The sequence below is a fragment of the Escherichia sp. F1 genome (genome assembly GCF_046764225.1).
Taxonomy (GTDB): Bacteria; Pseudomonadota; Gammaproteobacteria; order Enterobacterales; family Enterobacteriaceae; genus Escherichia; species Escherichia coli.
The window spans coordinates 216,357-242,842 of record NZ_CP177202.1 but is presented as its reverse complement, the minus strand read 5'-3'; the positions used below and the strand labels follow the sequence as shown (position 1 = coordinate 242,842).

The following is a 26,486-nucleotide window of genomic DNA, read 5'->3' as shown; positions in this document are numbered from 1 at the left end:
AAAGAACCGTTATTTCTCAAGAATTTTCAGGGACTAAAATGAACAGAAGAAGAAAGCTGTTAATACCGTTGTTATTCTGCGGCGCGATGCTCACCGCCTGCGATGACAAATCGGCGGAAAACGCCGCAGCCATGACGCCTGAGGTCGGTGTCGTCACACTCTCCCCCGGTTCGGTCAATGTGTTGAGCGAATTGCCCGGTAGAACCGTTCCTTATGAAGTTGCCGAGATACGTCCCCAGGTGGGCGGTATTATCATTAAACGCAACTTTATCGAAGGCGATAAAGTGAACCAGGGCGATTCGCTGTATCAGATTGATCCTGCACCTTTACAGGCCGAGCTGAACTCCGCCAAAGGCACGCTGGCGAAAGCGCTCTCTACCGCCAGCAATGCCCGCATCACCTTTAACCGCCAGGCATCGTTGCTGAAGACCAACTACGTTAGCCGTCAGGATTACGACACCGCGCGCACCCAGTTGAATGAAGCAGAAGCCAATGTCACCGTCGCCAAAGCAGCTGTTGAACAGGCGACGATCAATCTGCAATACGCGAATGTCACCTCGCCGATTACGGGCGTCAGCGGGAAATCGTCGGTGACCGTCGGCGCACTCGTTACCGCTAATCAGGCAGATTCGCTGGTTACCGTACAACGTCTGGACCCGATTTATGTCGATCTCACGCAGTCAGTGCAGGATTTCTTGCGCATGAAAGAAGAGATCGCCAGTGGGCAAATCAAACAGGTTCAGGGCAGTACGCCAGTACAGCTCAATCTGGAAAATGGTAAACGTTACAGCCAGACCGGCACGCTGAAATTCTCCGACCCGACGGTGGATGAAACCACGGGCTCCGTGACGTTACGGGCGATTTTCCCCAACCCAAATGGTGACTTGCTGCCTGGCATGTACGTTACGGCATTAGTGGATGAAGGTAGCCGCCAGAATGTATTACTGGTGCCGCAGGAAGGCGTCACCCACAACGCCCAGGGTAAAGCAACGGCGCTCATTCTGGATAAAGACGATGTCGTGCAGCTACGCGAAATCGAAGCCAGCAAAGCCATCGGCGACCAGTGGGTTGTCACCTCTGGCTTGCAGGCTGGCGATCGGGTGATCGTTTCCGGTTTGCAACGCATTCGTCCGGGTATCAAAGCACGAGCAATTTCCTCCAGCCAGGAAAACGCCAGCACCGAATCGAAACAATAACGTTGCAGGCTTAAGGGGACTTTCATGGCTAACTATTTTATTGATCGCCCGGTTTTTGCCTGGGTACTTGCCATTATTATGATGCTTGCAGGCGGTCTGGCGATCATGAACTTACCGGTTGCGCAGTATCCGCAGATTGCGCCACCGACCATTACCGTCAGCGCTACCTATCCAGGTGCCGATGCGCAAACGGTAGAAGACTCGGTCACTCAGGTGATTGAGCAAAATATGAATGGGCTTGATGGCCTGATGTACATGTCTTCAACCAGTGATGCGGCGGGTAATGCCTCTATCACTCTGACCTTCGAGACTGGGACATCTCCTGATATCGCACAGGTTCAGGTGCAAAATAAACTGCAGCTCGCTATGCCTTCATTACCTGAAGCGGTGCAGCAGCAGGGGATTAGCGTCGATAAGTCGAGCAGTAATATCCTGATGGTAGCGGCGTTTATTTCTGATAACGGTAGCCTCAACCAGTACGATATCGCGGACTATGTAGCGTCTAATATCAAAGACCCGCTAAGCCGTACCGCGGGCGTTGGTAGCGTACAGCTCTTTGGTTCCGAGTACGCCATGCGTATCTGGCTGGACCCGCAAAAACTCAATAAATACAATCTGGTACCTTCCGATGTTATTTCCCAGATTAAGGTGCAGAACAACCAGATTTCTGGTGGTCAACTGGGTGGCATGCCACAGGCGGCAGACCAGCAACTAAACGCCTCGATCATTGTGCAGACGCGTCTGCAAACGCCGGAAGAATTTGGCAAAATCCTGTTGAAAGTTCAGCAAGATGGCTCGCAAGTGCTGCTGCGTGATGTCGCCCGCGTCGAACTTGGGGCGGAAGATTATTCCACCGTGGCGCGCTATAACGGCAAACCTGCTGCCGGGATCGCCATCAAACTGGCTACCGGAGCAAACGCCCTGGATACCTCGCGGGCAGTCAAAGAGGAGCTGAACCGCTTATCAGCCTATTTCCCCGCAAGTCTGAAGACGGTTTATCCTTACGACACCACGCCGTTTATCGAAATTTCTATTCAGGAAGTTTTTAAAACACTGGTTGAGGCTATCATCCTCGTCTTCCTGGTCATGTATCTGTTTTTGCAGAATTTCCGTGCCACAATCATCCCGACGATTGCCGTACCGGTGGTTATTCTCGGGACGTTTGCGATCTTGTCGGCGGTCGGTTTCACCATCAACACGTTAACTATGTTCGGGATGGTGCTGGCGATAGGGTTACTGGTGGATGACGCCATCGTGGTGGTGGAGAACGTCGAGCGTGTCATTGCGGAAGATAAACTACCGCCGAAGGAAGCGACGCATAAATCGATGGGGCAGATCCAACGTGCGCTGGTCGGGATTGCCGTTGTTCTTTCCGCAGTGTTTATGCCGATGGCCTTTATGAGCGGTGCAACCGGGGAGATCTACCGCCAGTTCTCCATCACGCTGATCTCCTCCATGCTGCTTTCAGTATTTGTGGCAATGAGCCTGACCCCTGCCCTGTGCGCCACCATTCTGAAAGCCGCGCCGGAAGGCGGTCATAAACCTAACGCCCTGTTCGCACGCTTCAACACGCTGTTTGAAAAATCAACTCAGCACTATACCGATAGCACCCGCTCGCTGTTGCGTTGTACCGGTCGCTACATGGTGGTCTACCTCCTGATTTGCGCCGGGATGGCGGTGCTGTTCCTGCGCACGCCGACCTCTTTCTTACCAGAAGAGGATCAGGGGGTATTTATGACCACCGCGCAGTTACCTTCCGGTGCCACCATGGTTAACACCACGAAAGTGCTGCAACAGGTGACGGATTATTATCTGACTAAAGAGAAAGATAATGTCCAGTCGGTATTTACCGTTGGCGGCTTTGGCTTCAGCGGCCAGGGGCAAAACAACGGCCTGGCGTTTATCAGTCTCAAGCCGTGGTCTGAACGTGTCGGTGAGGAAAACTCGGTTACCGCGATCATTCAGCGGGCAATGATTGCGTTAAGCAGTATCAATAAAGCCGTCGTCTTCCCGTTCAACTTACCCGCGGTGGCTGAACTGGGTACCGCGTCAGGTTTTGATATGGAACTGCTGGACAACGGCAACCTGGGACACGAAAAACTGACCCAGGCGCGAAACGAGCTATTATCACTGGCAGCGCAATCACCGAATCAAGTCACCGGGGTACGCCCGAACGGCCTGGAAGATACACCGATGTTCAAAGTGAACGTCAACGCCGCGAAAGCCGAGGCAATGGGTGTGGCGCTGTCTGATATCAACCAGACAATTTCCACCGCCTTCGGCAGCAGCTACGTGAACGACTTCCTCAACCAGGGGCGGGTGAAAAAAGTGTATGTCCAGGCAGGCACGCCGTTCCGTATGTTGCCGGATAACATCAACCAGTGGTATGTACGCAACGCCTCTGGCACGATGGCACCGCTTTCTGCCTATTCGTCTACCGAATGGACCTATGGTTCACCGCGACTGGAACGCTACAACGGCATCCCGTCAATGGAGATTTTAGGTGAAGCGGCAGCCGGGAAAAGTACCGGTGACGCCATGAAATTTATGGCAGACCTGGTCGCTAAACTTCCGGCAGGCGTCGGCTACTCATGGACCGGACTGTCGTATCAGGAAGCGTTATCCTCAAACCAGGCTCCCGCGCTGTATGCCATTTCACTGGTCGTGGTGTTCCTCGCCCTCGCCGCACTTTATGAGAGCTGGTCAATTCCGTTCTCGGTGATGTTGGTTGTACCGTTAGGCGTCGTTGGCGCATTACTGGCCACCGATCTACGCGGCTTAAGTAATGACGTCTACTTCCAGGTTGGTTTGCTGACCACCATCGGGCTTTCCGCCAAAAACGCCATCCTGATTGTCGAATTTGCCGTTGAGATGATGCAGAAAGAAGGGAAAACGCCGATAGAGGCGATCATCGAAGCGGCGCGAATGCGTTTACGCCCAATCCTGATGACCTCTCTGGCCTTTATTCTCGGCGTGCTGCCGCTGGTTATCAGTCATGGTGCCGGTTCTGGCGCGCAAAACGCGGTAGGTACCGGCGTGATGGGCGGGATGTTTGCCGCAACAGTGCTGGCAATTTACTTCGTTCCGGTCTTTTTCGTTGTAGTGGAACATCTCTTTGCCCGCTTTAAAAAAGCGTAACGTGTAAATGAGAGTAAGGTTGAACGTGAGGGTTCAGCCTTACTCTTTCCTGCTAACCATTCACCACTCAACAACCAGCTAACCGTCAGGAATACCAGGCTTAGTACACAGCACTGAAAGTAGAAACCACTCCAGCCATTCGTCATCAATTTAAACAACACAATACTGACCCACATTCCCGTAATCGTATGAATTGTCAGCTTAATAATCCCAAACATGCCGAGTCTTTTCCTCCTGAAAATACCTATACCGCCTGGCAAACTGCGAAAGAGAACTAGCCGGTAGCCCGGCAGAAATCATCAGGGAAGAGTTTCACATGAAGCAGGTGTGAGATCCTGACCAATATTCAAATGCAAAATATGTCAGGAAAAGGTACCTGGCGAATGTTGCGCAAACTGATGTGGCGTTACACCATAATATTGTCGAAATGTGTTTATAAAGTACGATGTACTGCTATAGCCACATTTTTCCGCAATAGTATGCAGAGGAATTTGACGTAACTCGAGTAATCGTCTGGCCATCGACATCCTGGAGGCGAGTAATATTTTACTGAAACAGGTATTTTCATCCTGCAACTTTTTTTTGATTAGACTCTCGCTGGTATACATTCTTTCCGCAATATCGCGCAGATACCAACGTTTGGCGATATCAAAGCTAATAAGGCGTTCAACTTTTCCTGAAACAGTACTGATACTATTGAAAAGTAAGGGGATCAGTTCTTTCTTATGAGAAAACATCGATAAACAGGAAAGATAGAGCATTTTGCTCAGTATCGGTGAATTTACCCCGGAGTCATTGAAACTATCAAAAATCGCCGTCACCAGCGGCATGGGGGGGGACTGGTTAATTAACAGACGGTCTTTGCTATGTAACCCTAAATTGCGTGGTATCTGACGAATATTTTGTAAGTAATGGCAAACTGTCAGCTCATCGATATCCAGTCGTCGCGTATCCGGTGAACAAAACGTAAAATCGTCTGCCAAATTTTTATCCAGTAACAGGATACTCTCGTTGTGCAACGATATTTTTTGCTGTTCATGATAAATATCGAATGAACGACGAACGAGGATCACCGAGCAGACATGAGTCATGACTATCCCTTATATTTCATTACTGCGATTATTTCAATTTCAGTATACTAATGAAATGATGCCAGACTGTTTCTTAGCGCAAAAACTGCCAGATTTGGTAGGACCAAAATTTATCCACAAAGTAGTTTTGCATAACAGTTAATTGATAATAAGTAAATGCAGCACGAATATATTTTCGCACAGCGTATAGCTTATGTTTATAAAAAAATGGCTGATCTTATTTCCAGTAAAAGTTATATTTAACTTACTGAGAGCACAAAGTTTCCCGTGCCAACAGGGAGTGTTATAACGGTTTATTAGTCTGGAGACGGCAGACTATCCTCTTCCCGGTCCCCTATGCCGGGTTTTTTTTATGTCTGAGTAAAACTCTATAATCTTATTCCTTCCGCAGAACAGTCAGTGCCGTAAAAATTCCCTTGCGCAACAATACTTGCCGCCGAGTCACGGTTCGACAATCCCTGCGCCGATCGCTCCTGATACTCTGTGGGCGTCATCCCATAATAATTTCGAAAAACATAAATGAAATACGACACGCTGTGATATCCACAGAACACTGCAACTCGCTTAATTGAAAAACCATGTATAACAATAAGTTGCAAAGCATGTTGCATTCTACACTCAGTAAGCAACTGTGAATATGATGTCTCTTCTTCGCGCAATTTTTTCTTTAACAGGCTTGGACTCATCAACAATTCGCTAGCGATTCGGGCTAATGTCCACTCATGGGCGATATTATTATTGATGACCGTACAAACTCGTGTTCGCATATTCGGTTGCAACACGTTCAGAAGTAACGGTATAAACTGCGTATCCTCAAGAAAAACAGATAACAACGCAAAGATTAATGCCCTTTTACGTAGCATTTCTGCATAGCGAAGATTCTTATTCTGCGATAGTTGCGCAACTTCCTGAAAAACAGGAATATCTCTGGTACAGTGATGAACGAGTAATGAAGGAACTTTTTTATGTGCATGAAGTTTTAATGCCTCCTCCTTGAGCATCGGGAGAAATAATGAAAGCGTGTCTCTTGAAACTAATACGAAATTCTCAACACACTTATCCACTTGAATTTGGCTTGCATCCGCAAAAACCAGATCACCGCCATTAAAATAGCGATATTCACCATTAACCATGGTGAGAATATATTTATGTCTTGCGTACGCAATTAGACAATTCCCATGTAATGATTGCATAGTTGACTTAATATTACATAAACATATTACTGTTTATTAATGTAGCACGCCGCTCTCTTAAGTCAAATTGATTGATAAATAAATTTAAACGAAGCGGGAGAACAGGATGATAATGTGTGATGTTCTACGGGCAGGATGACTGGATTTATAATACAAAAACGTGTTTAAGAACGCAGGGAAATTAATAGTAAGCAAATAATCCCTTTTCGTTACATTAAATATAATTGCTACATTTAATAAACATTCATATAACATATATCTTATCAACACGATGAATAGACAGCCAATATATTATTGCGATTAATAAGCAACCGAATGCCCAGCTGTTTTTTAAAGGTTGGGCATTCGGTTTTTACAACGTTATGTTATCAGGTATGTTTAAAGCTGTTCTGCTGGGCAATACCCTGCAGTTTCGGGTGGTCGCTGAGATATTTCAGGGAGGCTTTGTAGTCTTCCAGCAACAGTTCAGCAAAGTCCATTTCGAAGCCGCGACGACACATAATGCGCATCACCACGATGTCAGTGGCTTCACCGCCGAGAGTGAAGGCCGGAACCTGCCAGCCGCGCAGGCGCAGACGTTCAGAGAGGTCGTAGAGGGTGTATCCCGGGTCTTCACCCTCTTTCAGTTTGAAGCAAACCGCCGGGATGCCTTCGTCCGGGCGACCGGTACAGATGAACTCATACGGCCCCAGTTTGGCGATTTCATCCGCGAGATAAGCGGCAACCTGGTAGGAAGCGTTCTGTACTTTGGTATAGCCTTCACGACCGAGGCGCAGGAATTCATAATACTGTGCAATCACCTGACCCGCCGGGCGGGAGAAGTTGATGGCGAAAGTCCCAATCTGACCACCGAGATAGTCAACGTTGAACACCAGTTCCTGCGGCAGCGCTTCTTCATCACGCCAGATAACCCAGCCGCAGCCCAGCGGAGCCAGACCGAATTTATGGCCTGAAGCACTGATCGATTTCACACGCGGCAGGCGGAAGTCCCAGACGATATCCGGGGCAACGAACGGTGCCAGGAAGCCACCGCTGGCAGCGTCGATGTGCATGTCGATGTCGATACCGGTGTCGGCCTGGAGTTTATCCAGCGCATCGTGCAGCGGTTGCGGGAACTCATAGTTACCGGTGTAGGTCACGCCGAAAGTCGGCACCACGCCGATGGTATTTTCGTCGCAGGCTTCAATCATGCGTTTCGGGTCCATAAACAACTGACCGGGGCGCATAGGGATCTCACGCAGCTCCACATCCCAGTAGCGGGCGAATTTATGCCAGCAGATTTGTACCGGACCGCACACCAGGTTTGGTTTGTTGGTCGGCTTACCTGCGGCTTCCATACGCTTGCGCCAACGCCATTTCATCGCCATCCCGCCGAGCATACAGGCCTCGGAAGAACCAATGGTGTTGGTGCCAACGGCCTGACCATTTTTCGGCGCAGGCGCATGCCACAGATCGGCAACCATGTTTACGCAACGCAGGTCGATGGCTGCAGATTGCGGATATTCTTCTTTGTCGATCCAGTTTTTATTGATCGACAAATCCATCAATTTATGGACGTTTTCGTCGTCCCAGGTCTGGCAGAAAGTGGCCAGGTTCTGACGAGCGTTGCCATCAAGATATAATTCATCATTGATAATCTGGAATGCGACATCATCGCGCATTTCGTGCAGCGGAAATCGTTTTGACTCCGCGATAGTAGAAATGGCCTTTGCGCCAAAACGTGAATCGAGTAGTTCTGAGCGGAAATCCGTTAACAGCTTCTGGTCCATTTCGAACTCCTTAAATTTATTTGAAGGCAATAAAAAAGTAGGATTTATCCGCAATGGAAGCAAGGCATTACAGGCTTAATTTAAATAACAAAATCCTAAGCAGAAAAACGACTTTTTATAATATAAACATTTAACATGATAATATTAAAAACAGACTTTATTATCGTAATGAAAATCGCCCAAACATTCCTGTTCGGGCGATTAAATTAATTATTGTTTATCCTGCATATACGGCGTGTAAACCCCGTTCAGACTGTGCAGGAAAGCTACGATATCATCCACATCCTCCTGCGGCAGCTCTTTGCCTACCTGATAGCGCAACATCAGTTTCACCGCCCCGTCCAGCGTCGGCACATCACCGCGATGAAAGTACGGTGCCGTTAGTGCAACGTTACGTAAACCGGGTACTTTCTGACGCAATTTATCGCGCTCTTCTTTAGTAACATTCATACGACCAATATCCGCCGCCGTAATTTCACCAAAGTTAAAGTCTTTTTTCAGCCCCAACGGTTCGAAGGAACGTCCGCCGAGAATAATACCACCATGACAAGTTGCACATTTATTATCTTTAAATAATTGATAGCCTTTTTTCTGTTGTGCCGTCAGCGCATTCTCATCTCCACGCAACCATTTATCAAATGGGGAATCCGGCGTAATTAATGTTTTCTCAAATTCAGCAATGGCATCAGTAATATTTTCGCCACTGAAACCTTGCGGATAGACTTCGAGGAACTGCGCTTTAAGCTGCGGATCTTTTTCCAGCTTAGCAATAATTTCGTCCCAGGATTTCGACGCCATTTCAATCGGATTCAACGGCGGTCCACCAGCCTGATCCTGCAATGTTGCCGCACGACCATCCCAGAACTGCTCAACGTTAAATACTGAGTTAAATACCGTCGGCGCGTTAATCGGCCCCACTGCGCCACCAACACCAATCGATGTTTTTCTGCCATCGACGCCCCCCGCATTCAACGCATGGCAATGAGCGCATGAAATGGTGCTATCAGCCGATAAACGGGGATCGTGATACAGCGCAAAGCCCAACGCCACTTTTTGCGCATCGGTAGGCAGTTTTTGCGGGATGGGCTGCACCGGTTCATTGTGATGCTCCGGAGCAGTATCATTACTGGCGTAATATTCTGCGCGTTGTTTTGCAATCCAGGCGAGTATTTCCGCCCGCTCTTCATCACTCACCTTACCCGCCCAGTGTAGCGCGGTATAACGCGTTGGTGGCATGGTTTCATACTGCATCACCCATTCAATCTTATTCAGATCGCTTTGCGAAACGGGTTTATCAGCCAGCAGAGCCGCACGCACGGCCTCGAGGTTAAAAGATTTATATCCAAGCTTAATGTCGTAATCCATCAACTGTTTCGCGCCAGGAATATAATAATAGGCGGGTAATTCTGCCGAAGGCGTGTGGCAATAGTCGCATCCTTTTTCGCGGAGAAAGCCTAAAACCTTATTATTTTCACTGACAGCAGATGCCTGAACATCAGCCTGTTTACTGCGTTTATTATCGTGGTACCACACATAACCAGATAACCCTAAATAGCAAATCGCGACGCCAGCCAGGCCGATCGCGGTAATACGTGAGACCATTTTCATTATTCTTCCCTCACGGTGGTGAGTTATTGTGACCCAGAAAATTTTCCAGAATGCTGCAAACGTCTCTGCGAGACAAAGCCATCATAAAAAACAGGGAAATATGCTTTTTGATAGGAATCAATCAATTACATGAATATAAACTATCAATAAGATAGCCTGTGCCTATTACCCAGATCAGGAATGGCATATCATGATTGCGGCGAGAGCAGAATTGAATGTTCTGAAAATGAAAAACAACACGAAATCTGTATTTTTATAAATTCCATGGATATTAGTACGTTATATTTTTTGACAGGTTAATAAACGTGATCCACCGCACGGTTTGTCGCCCACCAGGCGGAGCGAATGACTACCCTTAAAGAAAAGCCCGATAATTAGCGACGAATTTCGGAGGTTGGATCCTTATGCTCAATCAGAAAATTCAAAACCCTAATCCAGACGAACTGATGATCGAGGTCGATCTCTGCTATGAGCTGGACCCGTATGAATTAAAACTGGATGAGATGATCGAGGCAGAACCGGAACCCGAGATGATTGAAGGGCTGCCCGCCTCTGATGCGCTGACGCCTGCCGATCGCTATCTCGAACTGTTCGAGCATGTTCAGTCGGCGAAAATTTTCCCCGACAGTAAAACCTTTCCCGACTGCGCACCTAAAATGGACCCGCTGGATATCTTAATCCGCTACCGTAAAGTGCGCCGTCATCGTGATTTTGACTTGCGCAAGTTTGTTGAAAACCACTTCTGGCTGCCGGAGGTCTACTCCAGCGAGTATGTATCGGACCCGCAAAATTCCCTGAAAGAGCATATCGACCAGCTGTGGCCGGTGCTAACCCGCGAACCGCAGGATCACATTCCGTGGTCTTCTCTGCTGGCGCTGCCGCAGTCATATATTGTCCCGGGCGGCCGTTTTAGCGAAACCTACTATTGGGATTCCTATTTCACCATGCTGGGGCTGGCGGAAAGTGGTCGGGAAGATTTGCTGAAATGCATGGCCGATAACTTCGCCTGGATGATCGAAAACTACGGTCACATCCCCAACGGCAACCGCACCTATTATTTGAGCCGCTCGCAACCACCGGTTTTTGCGCTGATGGTGGAGTTGTTTGAAGAAGATGGTGTACGCGGTGCGCGCCGCTATCTCGACCACCTGAAAATGGAATATGCCTTCTGGATGGACGGTGCAGAATCGTTGATCCCTAATCAGGCCTATCGCCATGTTGTGCGGATGCCGGACGGATCGCTGCTCAACCGTTACTGGGACGATCGCGACACACCGCGTGACGAATCCTGGCTTGAGGACGTTGAAACCGCGAAACATTCTGGTCGCCCGCCCAACGAGGTGTACCGCGATTTACGCGCGGGGGCGGCCTCCGGTTGGGATTACTCTTCCCGCTGGCTGCGTGATACTGGTCGTCTGGCGAGCATTCGTACCACCCAGTTCATCCCCATCGATCTGAATGCCTTCCTGTTTAAACTGGAGAGCGCCATCGCCAACATCTCGGCGCTGAAAGGCGAGAAAGAGACAGAAGCACTGTTCCGCCAGAAGGCCTGTGCCCGTCGCGATGCGGTAAACCGTTACCTCTGGGATGATGAAAACGGTATCTACCGCGATTACGACTGGCGACGCGAGCAACTGGCGCTGTTTTCCGCTGCCGCCATTGTGCCGCTCTATGTCGGTATGGCGAACCATGAACAGGCCGATCGTCTGGCAAACGCCGTGCGCAGCCGATTACTGACACCTGGCGGGATTCTGGCAAGCGAGTACGAAACCGGTGAACAGTGGGATAAACCCAACGGCTGGGCACCGTTACAATGGATGGCGATTCAGGGATTTAAAATGTATGGCGATGACCTTCTGGGTGATGAAATCGCGCGCAGCTGGCTGAAGACGGTGAATCAGTTCTATCTGGAACAGCACAAACTGATCGAGAAATACCATATTGCCGATGGTGTTCCCCGCGAAGGCGGCGGTGGCGAGTATCCGTTGCAGGATGGGTTTGGCTGGACTAACGGTGTGGTGCGCCGTTTAATTGGTTTGTACGGTGAACCATAATATTTTTACAGCCAGCCGCTAACTTCCTGCTGGCTGTAAAATTATCCTCTTCAGGAGGAGATATTTAACATCATTGCCGCCTGGGTGCGATTTTTCACTTCCAGACGGCGATACAGGGATTCCAGATGCGCTTTTACCGTTCCGGTACTGATATTCAGCGCCCTGCCGATCTCCTTATTTGATTCGCCCGCCGCTAACATGGTTAAAATCTCCCGCTGGCGGGCGCTTAACGATTTGAGATCTTTAATGTCCTTTTCCGGCGTCGTCCGCCAGTCTCCAGGCAGAAACATCATCCCCATCGCCGCACTATTTACCGCCAACGCAAATGTCTCGACGGTTGAATCACGAGGCACAATGGCCAGCACATTAAAATGGATAACTTCCTGTAACCACCGTTTATTGCAATCCGTCGCCGTAATTAACACCTTAACCTCAGGAAATTGCACCACGGTTTTTTGCAGCAACCAGTAACAAAACTCACCATCCTGATCGCCATCGAGCATCACTAAGGCTTCAGGGTAACTTTCCAGCTTTTGCCATAACTCGTCTGCCTGACTGGCCCCCTGAATACTCACTCCTGGAATACGTTGCTGTAAACTGATTTTCATTCCATGAATAAATATTGACTGCCTGTCAAACATGACTATTTGCATAACTGAATCTCCACCTGAATACGTTAAAAAGACTTAAGTAGTGGAAGGGTATTACCCGCGAGAAAAAATAAGAATTCGCCATTTGGCGGTGGCCATTCTACAGAGATGACGCGTAGAAAATAGTTACCGATATAAATAGTTACAGCTAAACGCCTGAAATTACATGTCGAGGGCACTATTTAAAACAATTTTGAGGATTTCCTTATATTAGTGGTTAGTACGCATGCAATTAAAAATGAAATTCCGCGACCACAAGCCAAAATAACAAATGGCAATGAGACAAAAATAAGCACAAATAGCCAATACGTCCTCTGTTCACTTTAAAGGGAATCGCTGAAAAATACGCTCTGTTTAGGTAAATTCACCTTTCTCATAAAGCTATTCCGCCCTTTTCCTGCTGAGAAATCGCCACATTCGTCATGACAACATTGTGAAACCCGGCATTAGATGTTAGAAAAAACAATAAACAATGCGATATGCGCGTTACTGTTTCGCTGTGAACAACAATCGGTCAAAGAAATGGATAAAATTCACGCAATGCAGTTGTTCATCAAAGTCGCGGAGCTGGAAAGTTTTTCCCGCGCAGCGGATTTCTTTGCTTTGCCAAAGGGAAGTGTTTCGCGCCAGATACAGGCACTGGAACATCAACTTGGCACCCAGCTTCTCCAGCGCACCACGCGGCGGGTCAAACTCACGCCAGAAGGCATGACCTATTATCAACGGGCAAAAGATGTGTTGAGTAATCTCAACGAACTGGACGGTCTGTTTCAACAGGATGCCACCAGTATCAGCGGTAAATTACGCATCGACATCCCGCCAGGAATCGCGAAAAGCCTGTTACTGCCGCGCCTGTCGGAATTTCTCTATCTGCATCCGGGAATTGAGCTGGAACTGAGTAGCCATGACCGTCCGGTAGATATTCTTCATGATGGTTTTGATTGCGTGATACGCACTGGCGCGTTACCGGAAGATGGCGTTATCGCCCGTCCCCTCGGCAAACTGACCATGGTCAACTGTGCCAGTCCGCACTATCTGACGCGCTTTGGTTATCCGCAAAGCCCCGACGATCTGACTTCGCACGCAATAGTGCGTTACACACCGCACCTGGGTGTACATCCGTTAGGTTTTGAGGTTGCCAGCGTTAATGGCGTCCAGTGGTTTAAGTCTGGCGGCATGTTGACGGTAAACAGTCGCGAAAACTATCTCGCCGCCGGTCTTGCCGGTCTGGGGATTATTCAGATCCCGCGCATTGCCGTGCGCGAAGCCCTGCGTGCCGGGCGGCTTATTGAAGTGTTGCCTGGCTACCGTGCCGAGCCGCTCTCCCTTTCGCTGATTTATCCGCAGCGTCGGGAGCTTTCCCGGCGTGTAAACCTGTTTATGCAGTGGCTGGCTGGCGTAGTGAAAGAGCACCTGGACTGACCGACTATACTTTTTAAGAATGACCACGACAGAAGGACAAAAGAGCGGATGACGCAGGAAAACGAGATCAAACGTCCCACCCAGGATCTGGAGCACGAGCCGATTAAGCAGTTGGATAATAGCGAGAAAGGCGGCAAAGTTAGCCAGGCGCTGGAAACCGTCACCACCACGGCCGAAAAAGTCCAACGCCAACCGGTTATTGCGCACCTGATTCGCGCGACAGAACGCTTTAACGATCGGCTGGGTAACCAGTTTGGTGCGGCTATCACCTATTTCTCATTTTTATCGATGATCCCGATTTTGATGGTGTCGTTTGCCGCAGGGGGCTTTGTGCTGGCCTCCCATCCGATGTTGCTACAGGATATCTTCGACAAAATTCTGCAAAACATCAGCGATCCGACGCTAGCCGCCACGTTGAAAAACACCATCAACACCGCCGTTCAGCAGCGTACTACCGTAGGGCTTGTCGGCCTGGCGGTGGCGCTTTATTCCGGCATCAACTGGATGGGTAACCTGCGTGAAGCGATTCGCGCCCAGTCACGCGATGTCTGGGAACGCTCGCCGCAAGATCAGGAGAAGTTCTGGGTAAAATATCTGCGTGATTTTATTTCGCTGATTGGTTTGTTGATTGCACTGATTGTGACGCTTTCGATCACCTCGGTTGCCGGTTCGGCGCAGCAAATGATTATTAGCGCCCTGCACCTGAACAGCATTGAGTGGCTGAAACCGACGTGGCGGTTGATTGGCCTGGCGATTTCCATCTTCGCCAACTATCTGCTTTTCTTTTGGATCTTCTGGCGCTTGCCGCGCCACCGTCCGCGCAAAAAAGCCCTGATTCGCGGAACATTTCTGGCTGCGATTGGTTTTGAAGTGATTAAAATCGTGATGACCTACACCCTGCCATCGCTGATGAAATCCCCCTCTGGCGCAGCATTTGGTTCCGTGCTGGGACTGATGGCGTTTTTCTACTTCTTCGCCCGTTTGACGCTGTTTTGCGCGGCGTGGATTGCCACCGCCGAATATAAAGACGACCCGCGAATGCCGGGGAAAACGCAGCCTTAAAATATGCCGGATGCGGCGTAAACGCCTTATCCGGCATACGAATTTATTCGGCCTGGCTCCCCGTAGGCCGGATAAGATGCGCCAGCATCGCATCCGGCTATAATGCGCACATAACCTCTTAAAACTCTTTCCCAGAGCCTCTTTAGCCATCTATTCGGGAGCAAACAATTTCATACCAACTCATAACCCCAGCATATAAATCCAGTTGGTAACTTTTATTTAACCTGAAACCAGTTTTATCCACCATTTATAAAATTATGTGAAGCATTTCATAGAAGAAAAATCACTGGCCTAAACATTATCCCCTTTTTGCCTGATTTTTGACCATTTCCGCGATTTGTTACACATTGAAATATCACTTTTGCTGTGCGTAATATGGCTATTCGTTAGCCAAAAAATAAGAAAAGATTATGCAAGCAACAGCCACAACACTCGACCACGAGCAAGAATACACGCCGATCAACTCGCGTAATAAAGTCCTTGTCGCCTCTCTCATTGGCACGGCCATTGAGTTCTTCGACTTTTATATTTACGCCACTGCGGCCGTTATTGTGTTTCCGCATATCTTCTTCCCGCAGGGCGATCCTACGGCAGCAACGCTCCAGTCGCTCGCCACCTTCGCCATCGCCTTCGTCGCGCGCCCCATTGGCTCTGCCGTTTTTGGTCATTTTGGCGATCGCGTTGGGCGTAAAGCGACGCTGGTCGCCTCGTTGCTAACGATGGGGATTTCGACCGTGGTGATTGGTCTGCTGCCGGGCTATGCCACGATTGGTATTTTCGCCCCGCTGCTGCTGGCACTGGCTCGATTTGGTCAGGGTCTGGGCTTAGGCGGCGAATGGGGCGGAGCGGCGCTGCTGGCGACTGAAAACGCCCCACCGCGCAAACGTGCACTGTACGGCTCCTTCCCGCAGCTGGGCGCACCGATTGGCTTCTTCTTTGCCAACGGCACTTTCTTACTGCTTTCCTGGCTACTGACCGACGAGCAGTTTATGAGCTGGGGTTGGCGCGTGCCGTTTATCTTCTCGGCGGTGCTGGTCATTATCGGCCTGTATGTTCGCGTGTCGCTGCATGAGTCGCCGGTGTTTGAGAAAGTCGCTAAAGCGAAAAAACAGGTGAAGATCCCGCTGGGTACGCTGCTGACCAAACATGTTCGCGTAACCGTACTGGGTACGTTCATTATGCTGGCAACCTATACGCTGTTTTACATCATGACGGTCTACTCTATGACCTTTAGTACCGCCGCCGCGCCAGTTGGGCTTGGCCTGCCGCGTAACGAAGTGTTGTGGATGCTGATGATGGCAGTGATTGGTTTTGGCGTGATGGTGCCAGTCGCCGGATTACTGGCTGATGCCTTTGGTCGCCGTAAAAGCATGGTAATCATCACCACGCTGATCATCCTGTTCGCGCTGTTCGCCTTTAACCCTCTGCTCGGTTCTGGCAACCCGATTCTGGTTTTTGCCTTCCTGCTGCTGGGGTTAAGTCTGATGGGACTGACCTTCGGGCCGATGGGCGCGCTGTTACCAGAGCTGTTCCCGACAGAAGTGCGTTACACCGGAGCATCGTTCTCTTACAACGTAGCGTCGATTCTCGGGGCTTCCGTTGCGCCGTATATCGCAGCCTGGTTGCAGACTAACTACGGGTTAGGTGCGGTGGGGTTATATCTGGCGGCGATGGCTGGCTTGACCTTAATCGCCCTACTGCTGACCCATGAGACGCGACATCAATCGTTGTAATAAGAGTGAAAAGCCTGATGCGCTACGCTTATCAGGCCTGAATTTCCATACAATATATTGAATTCGCAAAGATTTGTAGGACGGATAAGGCGTTCACGCCGCATCCGGCATGAACAAAGCACACTTTGCCAACACTCTAAATCTGTTTAATTGCCGGATGTCAGACATCCGGCAATTATCATCACTTCTTCATCTGCGACAAAATTGTCCGGCACTGATTAGCCTCCCCTTCGGAAGGTGAGATCAGCGCCAGTAACGCCGCCGCTGGCGTAACCAGCGTTGCCAGTGCCGCCGCAACAGCACCACGGGCAATCAACGGCCCGGCTTTCACCCCAGCCTGCGGATTTTTAAATGTCCCACGCACATACAGCGGCGAACGCAGCGTGATAATCCGAATCCCTTTACTTTCTGGATCGATAGTCAAATCCAGTTGCTCCGAAGCAAAACTTGCCGTGCCGGTAACATTGATCAACGCATTCTCAGTATCAAAAGCAAAAATCTGCGGACGCGCCACGCCGTTGGCAATATCCAGATTCGCCGCCGCACAGTTCACCCGCACCTCATCGTCACCAAATATCGCACCGACAATGTAGTTACCGACATTCAGCCCGACAATCTCCATCAGGTTGCGGCTCACCAGCCCGTCATTCATCAACAGTTTCAGGTTGCCGTTACTGTTGCCTAAAAGCGCCGCCACCGAGTTACCGCTACCGCGTAGTTCCGCGTCACCGTTCATTTCCCCCAGCGTCTTCTGCATCAGTTCTACATCGGGCATCAGTTCTTTCAGTTTCAGCCGACGAGCCTGAATATCTGCCCGCCCTTGCATCGGTTTTTTATCACCTTCCAGATGAATATTCGCCGCAATGCTGCCGCCCGCCATGCCAAATTTCAGCGGTTGCAGGCGCAGGTCAGCATTTTTGAGGATGATATGAGTAGAAAGATCGCTAATCGGCAGGCTACTGCCATGCTCAATGCGCCGCCCTTTGAAGCGAACATCGGCATCCATGACGTCCCATTTATCGGTTTCGAAGCGGTCATAAGGCAGCACTTTGCCCGCAGGCTGAACGCTTTTTTCCCCCTTCTTCTGTTCAGACCGTTTCGACTTTTCAGCTCCTTTCCCGGAATCAACGCCAATCAACGGTCCCAAGTCCGCCAGCCGCAATTGCCGCGACTCGACATCACCTTCCAGTTTTGGTCGTGGCTTGCCGGTGGTGTAGACCAGAGAACCGTGGATATCGCTATCGCCAATTCGCCCATTAAAACCGCGATAATCAAAGACCGACGATTTTTCAGTGTCGATTTTCGCTACCAGCCGACCATCCGTTTCAAACGGCGGGGTATCGGGCAGCAGAACGCCCGTCAGTTCATAGAGATCACCCAGCGAATCGCCAGAAAATTTAAGCCGTAAATCGACACCACCCATCTTCATTGGGTCATTCACGACGCCATCAAAAGCAACACGGGTGTTACCAGAGCGGAAATCAGCCTGTACCGGAAACGGCGTCCCTTCGCCACGCAGCGCCAGCATACCGCCTATTTTTCCCTTACCAGTGAGCGGTTCACCGTTATAACGTCCCTGCGCCTTCAGGCCAAAAACGTAATCACCCACCTTTTCTTTATCCGCTTTACCTTTCGATCCAGTAACTTCGCTGAACGGCAGCGCCTTGCCTAACGGATCGACAAAAATTTCCAGATCCGCTTTGCTTACTTTGTCATCAATGGCGATCCGCCCTTGATCGAACAGAATATTATCCAGCCGAAACGACCATGCCGACGGCTTTGCATTCGTGTCTTTGTTGTCATCGCTGGCGAGATTAAATGTCCAGTTGTTGTTCTTTTCAGAGAGGCGAATCAGGCGTGCGTCGGGCTTTTCCAGTTTGATCCACGGTAGCCAGACCGTTTTGGTCAGCAGCGCCAGCGGGGCCAGTGTTGCCTCTACGCGTGGCAAATGCACCATTGTGACTTCGGGAATATCTGGTGGGTTGCCGAGAATGATGTCTTCCGCGTGTATATGGGGCCACGGCACCCAGCTGCGCCAGCCAGTTTCTTGTTTTTGTCGCTCCCACACCACGCCCAGATCGCCACGGATAGCGAACGGACGATTCAACTCCGCAGAGACTTTCTGGTTGATGGTCGGTTTGAGTCGATTCCAGTCAAAAGTTGCAATCAAAATGATCGTCACGACAATCAACAACAAGAAAGCCCCTGAAATCGCAGCGGTTATTTTGCCTGCCTTGCTCATCGTTCGCTTCCTCATATTCTTCCTGTGCCAGTCCTAAAGATAGTCCAGCCAGGCGGAAAATGAGGCAGCTTATAGCGCCAGAACCGCCGTATTCAGCGTTTCTATCGGTGCCGGGCGTGAAAGAAACCAGCCTTGTGCGGCGAATGCGGGCGAGTTCTGAACATCACGCCACTCTTCCGGTGTTTCTACGCCCTCGACAATCACCCCGCGACAATAGCGATTCATTAAATGTAAAAGCTGAGAAAAGAGTGTGCGTCCTTCCGGCGACTGACGCAGCATCACAAACAGCTCTCGCGCGATTTTGATGTAGTCATAACGCACTTCACTTAGCGCAGAGAAATTTGCCATCCCGGTGCCAAAATCATCCAGCCACAGCGGGCCAAATTCACACATCGAGGCAAAGGTTGAATCTTTCGGCAGACGGATGTGTTCCACCAGTTCGAAACGCAGCCAGGGAAGACGCTCAATCTGGCGCAGGATTTTTGGTTGCTGACGCAGGGCGATGAGCGTAGGGCCATCAATATTGACCGATGCCAGCAGGTCGTGCTCTACAAAGAAGTCGGCTTTTTGCGCCAGCAAATCAATCTGCTCTTTCACAACCTCCATCCGGTGGCTGACGGTGATTTCAGTAAAATAGCGATCCGGTGGCAGGCGTTGCGAAGGGTTCAAGGGATGCGTGACCAGCGTTAATAGCTCCACGGCCATTAACCGTCCGCATGTTTGATAGATCGGCTGCCAGGTGTAAGCACGCTCACACTGCAACCAAAAACGCCGTTCCTGCAAGCTCTCGATGCTTGCTTCAGGGTTGCTTATTCGCTGGATAACCTGCCTTATCATCAAAGATGTCCTGTGTTTAAAAGTGATGCTGCCCGGACTCGACAAAGATTATCGGCGCGCAAGGGCAGAACTTTACCGCCTGACCGGAGTAAATTTCCCCACTCCACAACGGAATCTTTCAGGAATACGTGCTGGCTCAAAAAAATAATGGAACACTGTTTTAATATGGTTGACCAGCAAACCACCACAGCGCAAACTAACGCTAATTTTTTACAGATCAGGTTCACGACTATGTCCAAAAAGATTGCCGTGATTGGCGAATGCATGATTGAGCTTTCCGAGAAAGGCGCGGACGTTAAGCGCGGTTTCGGCGGCGATACCCTGAACACTTCCGTCTATATCGCCCGTCAGGTCGATCCTGCGGCATTAACCGTTCATTACGTAACGGCGCTGGGAACGGACAGTTTTAGCCAGCAAATGCTGGACGCCTGGCACGGCGAGAACGTTGATACTTCCCTGACCCAACGGATGGAAAACCGTCTGCCGGGCCTTTACTACATTGAAACCGACAGCACCGGCGAACGTACGTTCTACTACTGGCGTAACGAAGCCGCCGCCAAATTCTGGCTGGAGAGCGAGCAGTCTGCGGCGATTTGCGAAGAGCTGGCGAATTTCGATTATCTCTACCTGAGCGGGATTAGCCTGGCGATCTTAAGCCCGACCAGCCGCGAGAAACTGCTTTCTTTGTTGCGCGAATGCCGCGCCAACGGCGGAAAAGTAATTTTCGACAATAACTATCGTCCGCGCCTGTGGGCCAGCAAAGAAGAGACACAGCAGGTATACCAGCAAATGCTGGAATGCACGGATATCGCCTTCCTGACGCTGGACGACGAAGACGCGCTATGGGGTCAACAGCCGGTGGAAGATGTCATTGCGCGCACCCATAACGCGGGCGTGAAAGAAGTGGTGGTGAAACGCGGGGCGGATTCTTGCCTGGTGTCCATTGCTGGCGAAGGGTTAGTGGATGTTCCAGCGGTGAAACTGCCGAAAGAAAAAGTGATCGATACCACCGCAGCTGGCGACTCTTTCAGTGCCGGTTATCTGGCGGTACGTTTGACGGGCGGCAGTGCGGAAAACGCGGCGAAACGCGGGCACCTGACCGCAAGTACCGTTATTCAGTATCGCGGCGCGATTATCCCGCGTGAAGCGATGCCAGCGTAAAAGCAGCATATGCAAAAGGCTGGATAGAGTGTTACCCCTCTATCCAGCTCATCCATAAATACCTGATGGTTGTGCTAACTCATCACCATCAGGCATTACTGTACAGGTGGAATATCCGTCACTTCAGGATGTACGTCATCCGTGGCGACAGAGGTGGCGGCAGCCGCAGTCGATGGGGCCATGATTTGATCCCAGGCCGCCTGCAACGCTTTCATGTTAAATTCCGGCTCGCCTTTCGGCTGCAGCAGTATTAACGCCATATCATTCGACAACTGCTGACGCAGATCCTGATTTAACATCTCCACCGTCAGGCTGTTAAGGAAATCCTGACGCAGTTTCTGATATTGCTCCGGCGCGATATCGACGACCTGATTTTGCAACGAACGCATCCGCTGCCCCATCAGAATATCGGTATCAGCTCGCGCATAGGCGGCAAACAGTTTCTGCAGCTCCAGTTTCTTTTGCGCCACTAACGCATTGAACTCTTCTTCCGGCAGACCTTTATCGCGAACCTTCGCCAGTTCACGCGCCACCAGATTAAGGTTGCTGTTCAGCTTGTCGTTTGGTGATTCGATGTTGATGGCACACTGCGCACGCAGATACAGCACACGACAGTCAAATCCAAGACCGATATCTTTACTGTTACTGGCGCTTAACGCTTGCTGAACATGCCAGAACAGCGCCTCACGGGCCAGGTCCGCACGCCAGTAGCGCAGCAGTGCGGCTGATTCACGAATCGGCTGCCACGGCGTATCCCACATGATAGATAGCCGGTCCTGACGCACCGCGTCGGTCATAATACTCACCGCTTCCGCACGCAGCGGAGAAAGCGTCGGCACCGGAGCCGGTGTTTCACGTTTGCCTTTCAGTTCGCCAAACGTTTTATTGATTTGGTCGACGACCGAGCGCGCATCCACGTTTCCCACCACCAGCAGCGTCATTGCATCCGGGGTGTACCATTTCTGATAGAAATCTTTAATCTTTTCCGCTTCAACGGGTTGTTTCAGCGGATCGGCAGGATCGTGACCTAACAAGGTTGATCCTTTCAGACGATAGCGCCACCAGCCCTCTTTAGTATCGGCAGGCCAGGTTGCCACCATGTCCTGACTTTGCAGCGCGTGGTTGATGGTTTCTGGCGTGATAGTCAGTTTGCCAGTGGCATTTGCCAGATAAGAGAGCGCTTCTTTCAGCAAGTCGTTACGGTTATTGGGCAAACTCAGATTAAACAGCGTGGTGTCATAAGAGACAATTACCGGCGGCATCGGGCGTTTAGGGTCGATCCCCTGCTGCCACAATGAACGCGCCTGTGCTGCTTCAAGGCCACCGCTTTGCGTTAACGCAATACGAGGGATGGCGTGGCTGTAACCGCTCTGTTGTGTACTTTCGGCGAGCGAACCGGTATTAACCAGCAGGCGAATTTCAACACGATCGCTGGGACGCTGGGGCGTGGTCAGCACTTGCCACTGTAAACCGTTGGAAAGCGTCCCCTGTTGCCATGCTGGATCAGGCTGGAGCGCATCTGCCTGCACATAGCCAGCAGTGGCCATCATCAGCAAACCGCCCGCTAAAAGTCGAATTTTTGTGCCCTGCATGTGAACCCCTGATCAACTATCCTGGTAATAAAAAACTGCCCGTTGTCGGTCAGTCTAAATGACGTTAAAAACACTTCGTGTTAGACCGCAAGAACATGAAAATGTCACGGAAGAAGTGAAATAAACCTGAACTCACCCAGGTGGTAAGTTCAGGCACAGGGGTCAATTATGCGCAAACACCCGCACTCGGGGAAGGGAGTGCGGGCATAAGTGGTGAGATTAAGAGGATAATTCGTGCGTTTTGCCATCCAGCGCACGATTATTCAGCACATCGTCCAGTTTTTTGTGGTCCAGTTCTTTCACCCACTTAGCAACGACAATGGTCGCTACGCCGTTACCGACCAGGTTAGTCAGCGCACGAGCTTCTGACATAAAGCGGTCAATACCGAGGATCAGCGCCAGACCCGCTACCGGCAAATGGCCCACCGCAGAGAGCGTTGCCGCCAGCACGATAAAACCACTACCCGTTACCCCTGCCGCCCCTTTAGAAGAAAGCAGCAACACGATTAACAGCGTGATTTGGTGGACGATATCCATCTGACTGTTAGTGGCCTGGGCGATAAACACCGCCGCCATTGTCAGGTATATCGATGTGCCATCAAGGTTAAACGAGTAGCCTGTCGGGATGACCAGCCCCACCACCGATTTGCGGCAGCCGAGTTTCTCCATCTTGTCGAGCATACGCGGCAGCGCCGACTCGGAAGATGAAGTCCCCAGTACAATCAGCAGTTCTTCACGGATGTAGCGGATAAATTTGAAGATACTGAAACCAGTCGCTTTAGCGATTGAACCCAATACCAGCACCACAAACAGGATACAGGTAATGTAGAAACAGATAATCAGCTGCCCCAGCTGCACCAGTGTGCCGACGCCGTATTTACCGATAGTAAACGCCATTGCCCCGAACGCACCAATAGGTGCCAGACGCATGATCATATTGATGATGCCGAAGATGACCTGCGAGAAACTTTCGATGACGTTAAAAATCAGTTGGCCTTTGCTGCCCAGACGGTGGAGCGCAAAACCAAACAGTACGGCAAACAGCAGCACCTGCAGAATGTTACCGCTGGCAAATGCGCCAATGACGCTCGCCGGGATGACATCCATAATGAAGGCGACAATGCCCTGGTCTTTCGCCTGATCGGCGTAAACCGCTACCGCTTTCGCATCAAGCGTTGCCGGATCGACGTTCATTCCGGCACCAGGCTGCACGACGTTAACGATGATAAGACCAATAATCAGCGCGATAGTACTGACAATTTCAAAGTAAAGCAGTGCGACTGCGCCGGTACGACCGACCGCCTTCATGCTTTCCATGCCCGCAATGCCCGTTACGACGGTACAAAAGATGACAGGAGCGATGATCATCTTAATGAGCTTAACGAACCCGTCGCCAAGCGGTTTCATTTGCTCGCCTATTTCAGGATAGAAATGGCCAAGGAGAATACCAATGGCTATCGCTGTCAGGACCTGAAAGTAAAGGCTTTTAAACAGAGAGGTTTTCATAGGGTGTCCTTTAGTAAAACCACAGGTCTTGTAAGGTTATGGGGTACCTGCGGCCTTAAAATAACACCCAGACAACATCACAGAAATGTACCTGGATCATAATTGAAACAAAAAGGTTAAAAAGTTTGAGCTAGCTCGCACAAACCAGCACTTTTTAAAGTTTTGTAATCAGTTTGGGGTAGCTACTTTTCTTCCAGGTAACTCTCTTCGAAGATTTCAATAGGGAGTGGGCGAGCAAAAAGGAAGCCCTGGGCAATACCAACGCCCGCTTTTGCCAGCCAGTCGCGTTGTGCTTCAGTCTCCACGCCTTCGGCAATCATTTGTAAGTTCAGGCTTTGCGCCAACATGATAATTGCAGCAATCATGCTGCTATCTTCCGGCAAGCCTTCAACAAACATTTTGTCGATTTTCAGTACGTCGATTGGCAACGATTTCATATGCTGCAGCTGACGCAGCCCCGCATAGCCCATGCCGAAATCATCCAGCGCCACCCGAACTCCGGCATTGCGCAGCGGACGGAGGATTGCCACCGCAGCATGAGGGTCGTCAATACGTCGGCTTTCTGTCACTTCCAGAATCAGTGTTCCCGGCTGAATGCGATAGCGGGTTAACAGTTCCAGCATATCCGCCACCATATTCGGGTGCATCAGTTGCAGCGCTGAGAGGTTTACCGACAAGGGCAGCATAATGCCGCGCTCTTGCCAGGCAGCAAGCAGTCGACAGGACTCTTCCAGCACCCAGTGACCAACGGTAACCATCAGCCCACAGCATTCAATGCGATCGATTAAGCCATCCGGCAGATCCCAACTGCCATCCGGTTGCTGGATACGCAGTAACACTTCCGCACTGACCAGTTTACCGCTGGTCATCTCGACCTGTGGCTGTAACCAAATCGCAAACTGATGATTTTCCAGTGCATTAAGGATATCGCTCTCTTCCGTCAACCGCTGTTGGGCGGCTTCCATCTGCTGCGGATCAAAGAACTGAATCTGATTCTTGCCTTTATGGCGAGCGGTAAATGCCGCAGAAATAGCACGACTGTAAAGCTGTTCGGCGGTGAGATCGCCGTAGAACATCGCCACGCCAATGCTACAGTGCGGACGGAGTTGAATACGTTCAATCGGCAGGCGCTCGCTCATGATAGTGAGCACTTGCTGACCTAAAGTGATTGCGTGCCACGGTTCCTGTACACCATTGGCAATGACAGCAAAGTCATAACCACTAATCTGCGCGAGGATCATACGTGGCGACAGTACCGATTTGAGTTTTTCCACCAGCGTCAGCAGCAGAATTTCTCGTTGCGCCTCTTTCAGCACGCCCGCAGTATCACGCAGGGTTTCACAGGTGATGATCATCAGCGCGGTGGTTTGTTTACGCGCGACAACCTGCTCCAGCATCTCCATCAGCAAGGCTTTGTTCGGCAAATCCGACACCGGGAAGCGCATCGCGTTTTCGTTCTGTTCTTCATAATGGCGCTGCAGCAATTGCTGGTTGAGGTTGTAACTGCGCACCAGCATACCGATTTCATCGTCCTGATGCAGACGTGGTAATGCCAGTTGGTGACCAACAAGCTCCTGGGCAGGGATGGCGTTAAGTTCGCGAGCAATATTGCGTAACGGATGCAAAATCAGGCGGTTAATGCACCAGCTAATCGCCACCGTCAATATTAACGACAAAAGTAAGTAAATGGTCACTAACGTTGAGAGGGTACTCATCACGAACTTATACATACGGAAGGAATCCGCCTGTAGCACCAGATAGGCAATTGGCTGCGGATTTGCCGGACGTTCCAGCGAGTAGACGCCCAGCGAGATTTGCACCGGTAGCTCAAACAGGCGAGTAACCATTACCGGCACCGGACGCTCTGGAATAAAACTTTTACGCAGCGCCTGGAACTGGTTAGGCAGCACTACATCGGCACGGCTGACCACGCCTGCCGGTTTAATGCTGGCAAGAATAGCTTCCGCTTCGGGAATATCGCCTTTCAAAATAGCTGAAGATAAGGGTTCGCGGACAGAGCGAGCAATGCTTTCCAGTTGCGTAGCCGTGTTATAGCGATTCTGCTGGACCAGATGGAACAGCAAAACGGTGCAAAAAATAAAAACGAACACCAGGACAACGGCTGCCACCATTGCCATCTGCTTGATTGTTAACGAGCGACTTACGCGCAAATTGTCTCCCCCCGGAAATCCCAGATTGCCGCCCGAGTATACCCGATCGCAGCGGCATTAA

The 26,486-nt window shown here is 50.4% G+C and carries 17 protein-coding genes; 7 read left to right on the top strand and 10 right to left on the bottom strand.

Annotated elements, in window-relative coordinates; translation table 11 throughout:
• Window positions 1–86: 86 nt before the first annotated feature.
• Entirely contained in the window at window positions 87–1,196 is a 1,110-nt protein-coding gene (gene mdtE, locus ACK8NJ_RS01025) for a multidrug transporter subunit MdtE (protein WP_328180655.1), read from the top strand.
• A 24-nt stretch (window positions 1,197–1,220) separates the two neighbouring features.
• Entirely contained in the window at window positions 1,221–4,334 is a 3,114-nt protein-coding gene (gene mdtF, locus ACK8NJ_RS01020; RefSeq protein WP_000024897.1) for a multidrug efflux pump RND permease MdtF, read from the top strand.
• A gap of 362 nt (window positions 4,335–4,696) precedes the next feature.
• Here mdtF and gadW read toward each other — a convergent pair whose 3' ends face one another.
• From gadW to ccp, 4 genes are all read right to left on the bottom strand, one after another.
• The gene (gene gadW / locus ACK8NJ_RS01015) at window positions 4,697–5,425 is read right to left on the bottom strand and encodes an acid resistance transcriptional activator GadW (RefSeq protein WP_001560074.1); all 729 of its coding nucleotides are present in this window, start codon (window positions 5,423–5,425) and stop codon (window positions 4,697–4,699) included.
• Between the two features lie 368 nt (window positions 5,426–5,793).
• Window positions 5,794–6,618 carry an acid resistance transcriptional activator GadX gene (gadX, locus tag ACK8NJ_RS01010; RefSeq protein ID WP_001191049.1) on the bottom strand — a complete coding sequence of 275 codons (825 nt, stop codon included), beginning with the start codon at window positions 6,616–6,618 and terminating at the stop codon, window positions 5,794–5,796.
• A gap of 368 nt (window positions 6,619–6,986) precedes the next feature.
• Complete coding sequence (locus ACK8NJ_RS01005; protein ID WP_000372261.1) at window positions 6,987–8,387, bottom strand: glutamate decarboxylase; 1,401 nt, start codon at window positions 8,385–8,387, stop codon at window positions 6,987–6,989.
• 210 nt (window positions 8,388–8,597) lie between these two features.
• Window positions 8,598–9,995: a cytochrome c peroxidase gene (gene ccp, locus ACK8NJ_RS01000; protein WP_000784813.1), complete on the bottom strand. Its 1,398-nt coding sequence runs from the start codon at window positions 9,993–9,995 to the stop codon at window positions 8,598–8,600.
• 404 nt (window positions 9,996–10,399) lie between these two features.
• Here ccp and ACK8NJ_RS00995 point away from each other — a divergent pair, with 404 nt between their 5' ends.
• Entirely contained in the window at window positions 10,400–12,049 is a 1,650-nt protein-coding gene (locus ACK8NJ_RS00995; protein ID WP_000934212.1) for an alpha,alpha-trehalase, read from the top strand.
• 50 nt (window positions 12,050–12,099) lie between these two features.
• Here the strand turns inward: ACK8NJ_RS00995 and ACK8NJ_RS00990 are convergent, their stop codons facing one another.
• A complete protein-coding gene (locus tag ACK8NJ_RS00990; RefSeq protein ID WP_001167676.1) occupies window positions 12,100–12,702 on the bottom strand; it encodes a helix-turn-helix transcriptional regulator in 603 nt (200 codons plus the stop codon).
• Between the two features lie 519 nt (window positions 12,703–13,221).
• On the opposite strand from ACK8NJ_RS00990, the gene ACK8NJ_RS00985 reads away from it, so the two are divergent.
• The 3 genes from ACK8NJ_RS00985 to ACK8NJ_RS00975 all read left to right on the top strand — a co-directional run bounded on the left by ACK8NJ_RS00985 (window position 13,222) and on the right by ACK8NJ_RS00975 (window position 16,916).
• Window positions 13,222–14,121 carry a LysR family transcriptional regulator gene (locus tag ACK8NJ_RS00985; RefSeq protein ID WP_054496099.1) on the top strand — a complete coding sequence of 300 codons (900 nt, stop codon included), beginning with the start codon at window positions 13,222–13,224 and terminating at the stop codon, window positions 14,119–14,121.
• A 48-nt stretch (window positions 14,122–14,169) separates the two neighbouring features.
• Complete coding sequence (gene yhjD, locus ACK8NJ_RS00980; protein WP_000191257.1) at window positions 14,170–15,183, top strand: inner membrane protein YhjD; 1,014 nt, start codon at window positions 14,170–14,172, stop codon at window positions 15,181–15,183.
• Window positions 15,184–15,593: 410 nt separating this feature from the next.
• On the top strand, window positions 15,594–16,916 hold the full coding sequence (locus ACK8NJ_RS00975; RefSeq protein WP_001149003.1) for an MFS transporter: 1,323 nt from the start codon (window positions 15,594–15,596) through the stop codon (window positions 16,914–16,916).
• Window positions 16,917–17,097: 181 nt separating this feature from the next.
• Here ACK8NJ_RS00975 and ACK8NJ_RS00970 read toward each other — a convergent pair whose 3' ends face one another.
• Window positions 17,098–19,158 carry an AsmA family protein gene (locus ACK8NJ_RS00970; RefSeq protein WP_411962048.1) on the bottom strand — a complete coding sequence of 687 codons (2,061 nt, stop codon included), beginning with the start codon at window positions 19,156–19,158 and terminating at the stop codon, window positions 17,098–17,100.
• A 69-nt stretch (window positions 19,159–19,227) separates the two neighbouring features.
• Window positions 19,228–19,995, bottom strand: coding sequence for a cyclic-guanylate-specific phosphodiesterase (gene pdeH / locus ACK8NJ_RS00965; RefSeq protein ID WP_001469364.1), 768 nt, complete (start codon window positions 19,993–19,995; stop codon window positions 19,228–19,230).
• 231 nt (window positions 19,996–20,226) lie between these two features.
• Between pdeH and kdgK the strand changes: the two genes are divergently transcribed.
• Window positions 20,227–21,156, top strand: coding sequence for a 2-dehydro-3-deoxygluconokinase (kdgK, locus tag ACK8NJ_RS00960; RefSeq protein WP_001296796.1), 930 nt, complete (start codon window positions 20,227–20,229; stop codon window positions 21,154–21,156).
• A gap of 95 nt (window positions 21,157–21,251) precedes the next feature.
• Here the strand turns inward: kdgK and ACK8NJ_RS00955 are convergent, their stop codons facing one another.
• The 3 genes from ACK8NJ_RS00955 to hmsP all read right to left on the bottom strand — a co-directional run bounded on the left by ACK8NJ_RS00955 (window position 21,252) and on the right by hmsP (window position 26,425).
• The gene (locus ACK8NJ_RS00955; protein ID WP_001562260.1) at window positions 21,252–22,748 is read right to left on the bottom strand and encodes a M16 family metallopeptidase; all 1,497 of its coding nucleotides are present in this window, start codon (window positions 22,746–22,748) and stop codon (window positions 21,252–21,254) included.
• Window positions 22,749–22,967: 219 nt separating this feature from the next.
• On the bottom strand, window positions 22,968–24,254 hold the full coding sequence (gene dctA, locus ACK8NJ_RS00950; RefSeq protein WP_000858213.1) for a C4-dicarboxylate transporter DctC: 1,287 nt from the start codon (window positions 24,252–24,254) through the stop codon (window positions 22,968–22,970).
• A gap of 182 nt (window positions 24,255–24,436) precedes the next feature.
• On the bottom strand, window positions 24,437–26,425 hold the full coding sequence (gene hmsP / locus ACK8NJ_RS00945; protein WP_001266310.1) for a biofilm formation regulator HmsP: 1,989 nt from the start codon (window positions 26,423–26,425) through the stop codon (window positions 24,437–24,439).
• Window positions 26,426–26,486 lie beyond the last annotated feature (61 nt).

What these genes read in the sequence shown, in the direction of transcription:
- mdtE (WP_328180655.1), top strand. Translation starts at nt 87, where the DNA reads ATGCTCACCGCCTGCGATGACAAATCGGCGGAAAACGCCGCAGCCATG.
- mdtF (WP_000024897.1), top strand. Translation starts at nt 1,221, where the DNA reads ATGGCTAACTATTTTATTGATCGCCCGGTTTTTGCCTGGGTACTTGCC.
- gadW (WP_001560074.1), bottom strand. Translation starts at nt 5,425, where the DNA reads ATGACTCATGTCTGCTCGGTGATCCTCGTTCGTCGTTCATTCGATATT.
- gadX (WP_001191049.1), bottom strand. Translation starts at nt 6,618, where the DNA reads ATGCAATCATTACATGGGAATTGTCTAATTGCGTACGCAAGACATAAA.
- ACK8NJ_RS01005 (WP_000372261.1), bottom strand. Translation starts at nt 8,387, where the DNA reads ATGGACCAGAAGCTGTTAACGGATTTCCGCTCAGAACTACTCGATTCA.
- ccp (WP_000784813.1), bottom strand. Translation starts at nt 9,995, where the DNA reads ATGAAAATGGTCTCACGTATTACCGCGATCGGCCTGGCTGGCGTCGCG.
- ACK8NJ_RS00995 (WP_000934212.1), top strand. Translation starts at nt 10,400, where the DNA reads ATGCTCAATCAGAAAATTCAAAACCCTAATCCAGACGAACTGATGATC.
- ACK8NJ_RS00990 (WP_001167676.1), bottom strand. Translation starts at nt 12,702, where the DNA reads ATGCAAATAGTCATGTTTGACAGGCAGTCAATATTTATTCATGGAATG.
- ACK8NJ_RS00985 (WP_054496099.1), top strand. Translation starts at nt 13,222, where the DNA reads ATGGATAAAATTCACGCAATGCAGTTGTTCATCAAAGTCGCGGAGCTG.
- yhjD (WP_000191257.1), top strand. Translation starts at nt 14,170, where the DNA reads ATGACGCAGGAAAACGAGATCAAACGTCCCACCCAGGATCTGGAGCAC.
- ACK8NJ_RS00975 (WP_001149003.1), top strand. Translation starts at nt 15,594, where the DNA reads ATGCAAGCAACAGCCACAACACTCGACCACGAGCAAGAATACACGCCG.
- ACK8NJ_RS00970 (WP_411962048.1), bottom strand. Translation starts at nt 19,158, where the DNA reads ATGAGCAAGGCAGGCAAAATAACCGCTGCGATTTCAGGGGCTTTCTTG.
- pdeH (WP_001469364.1), bottom strand. Translation starts at nt 19,995, where the DNA reads ATGATAAGGCAGGTTATCCAGCGAATAAGCAACCCTGAAGCAAGCATC.
- kdgK (WP_001296796.1), top strand. Translation starts at nt 20,227, where the DNA reads ATGTCCAAAAAGATTGCCGTGATTGGCGAATGCATGATTGAGCTTTCC.
- ACK8NJ_RS00955 (WP_001562260.1), bottom strand. Translation starts at nt 22,748, where the DNA reads ATGCAGGGCACAAAAATTCGACTTTTAGCGGGCGGTTTGCTGATGATG.
- dctA (WP_000858213.1), bottom strand. Translation starts at nt 24,254, where the DNA reads ATGAAAACCTCTCTGTTTAAAAGCCTTTACTTTCAGGTCCTGACAGCG.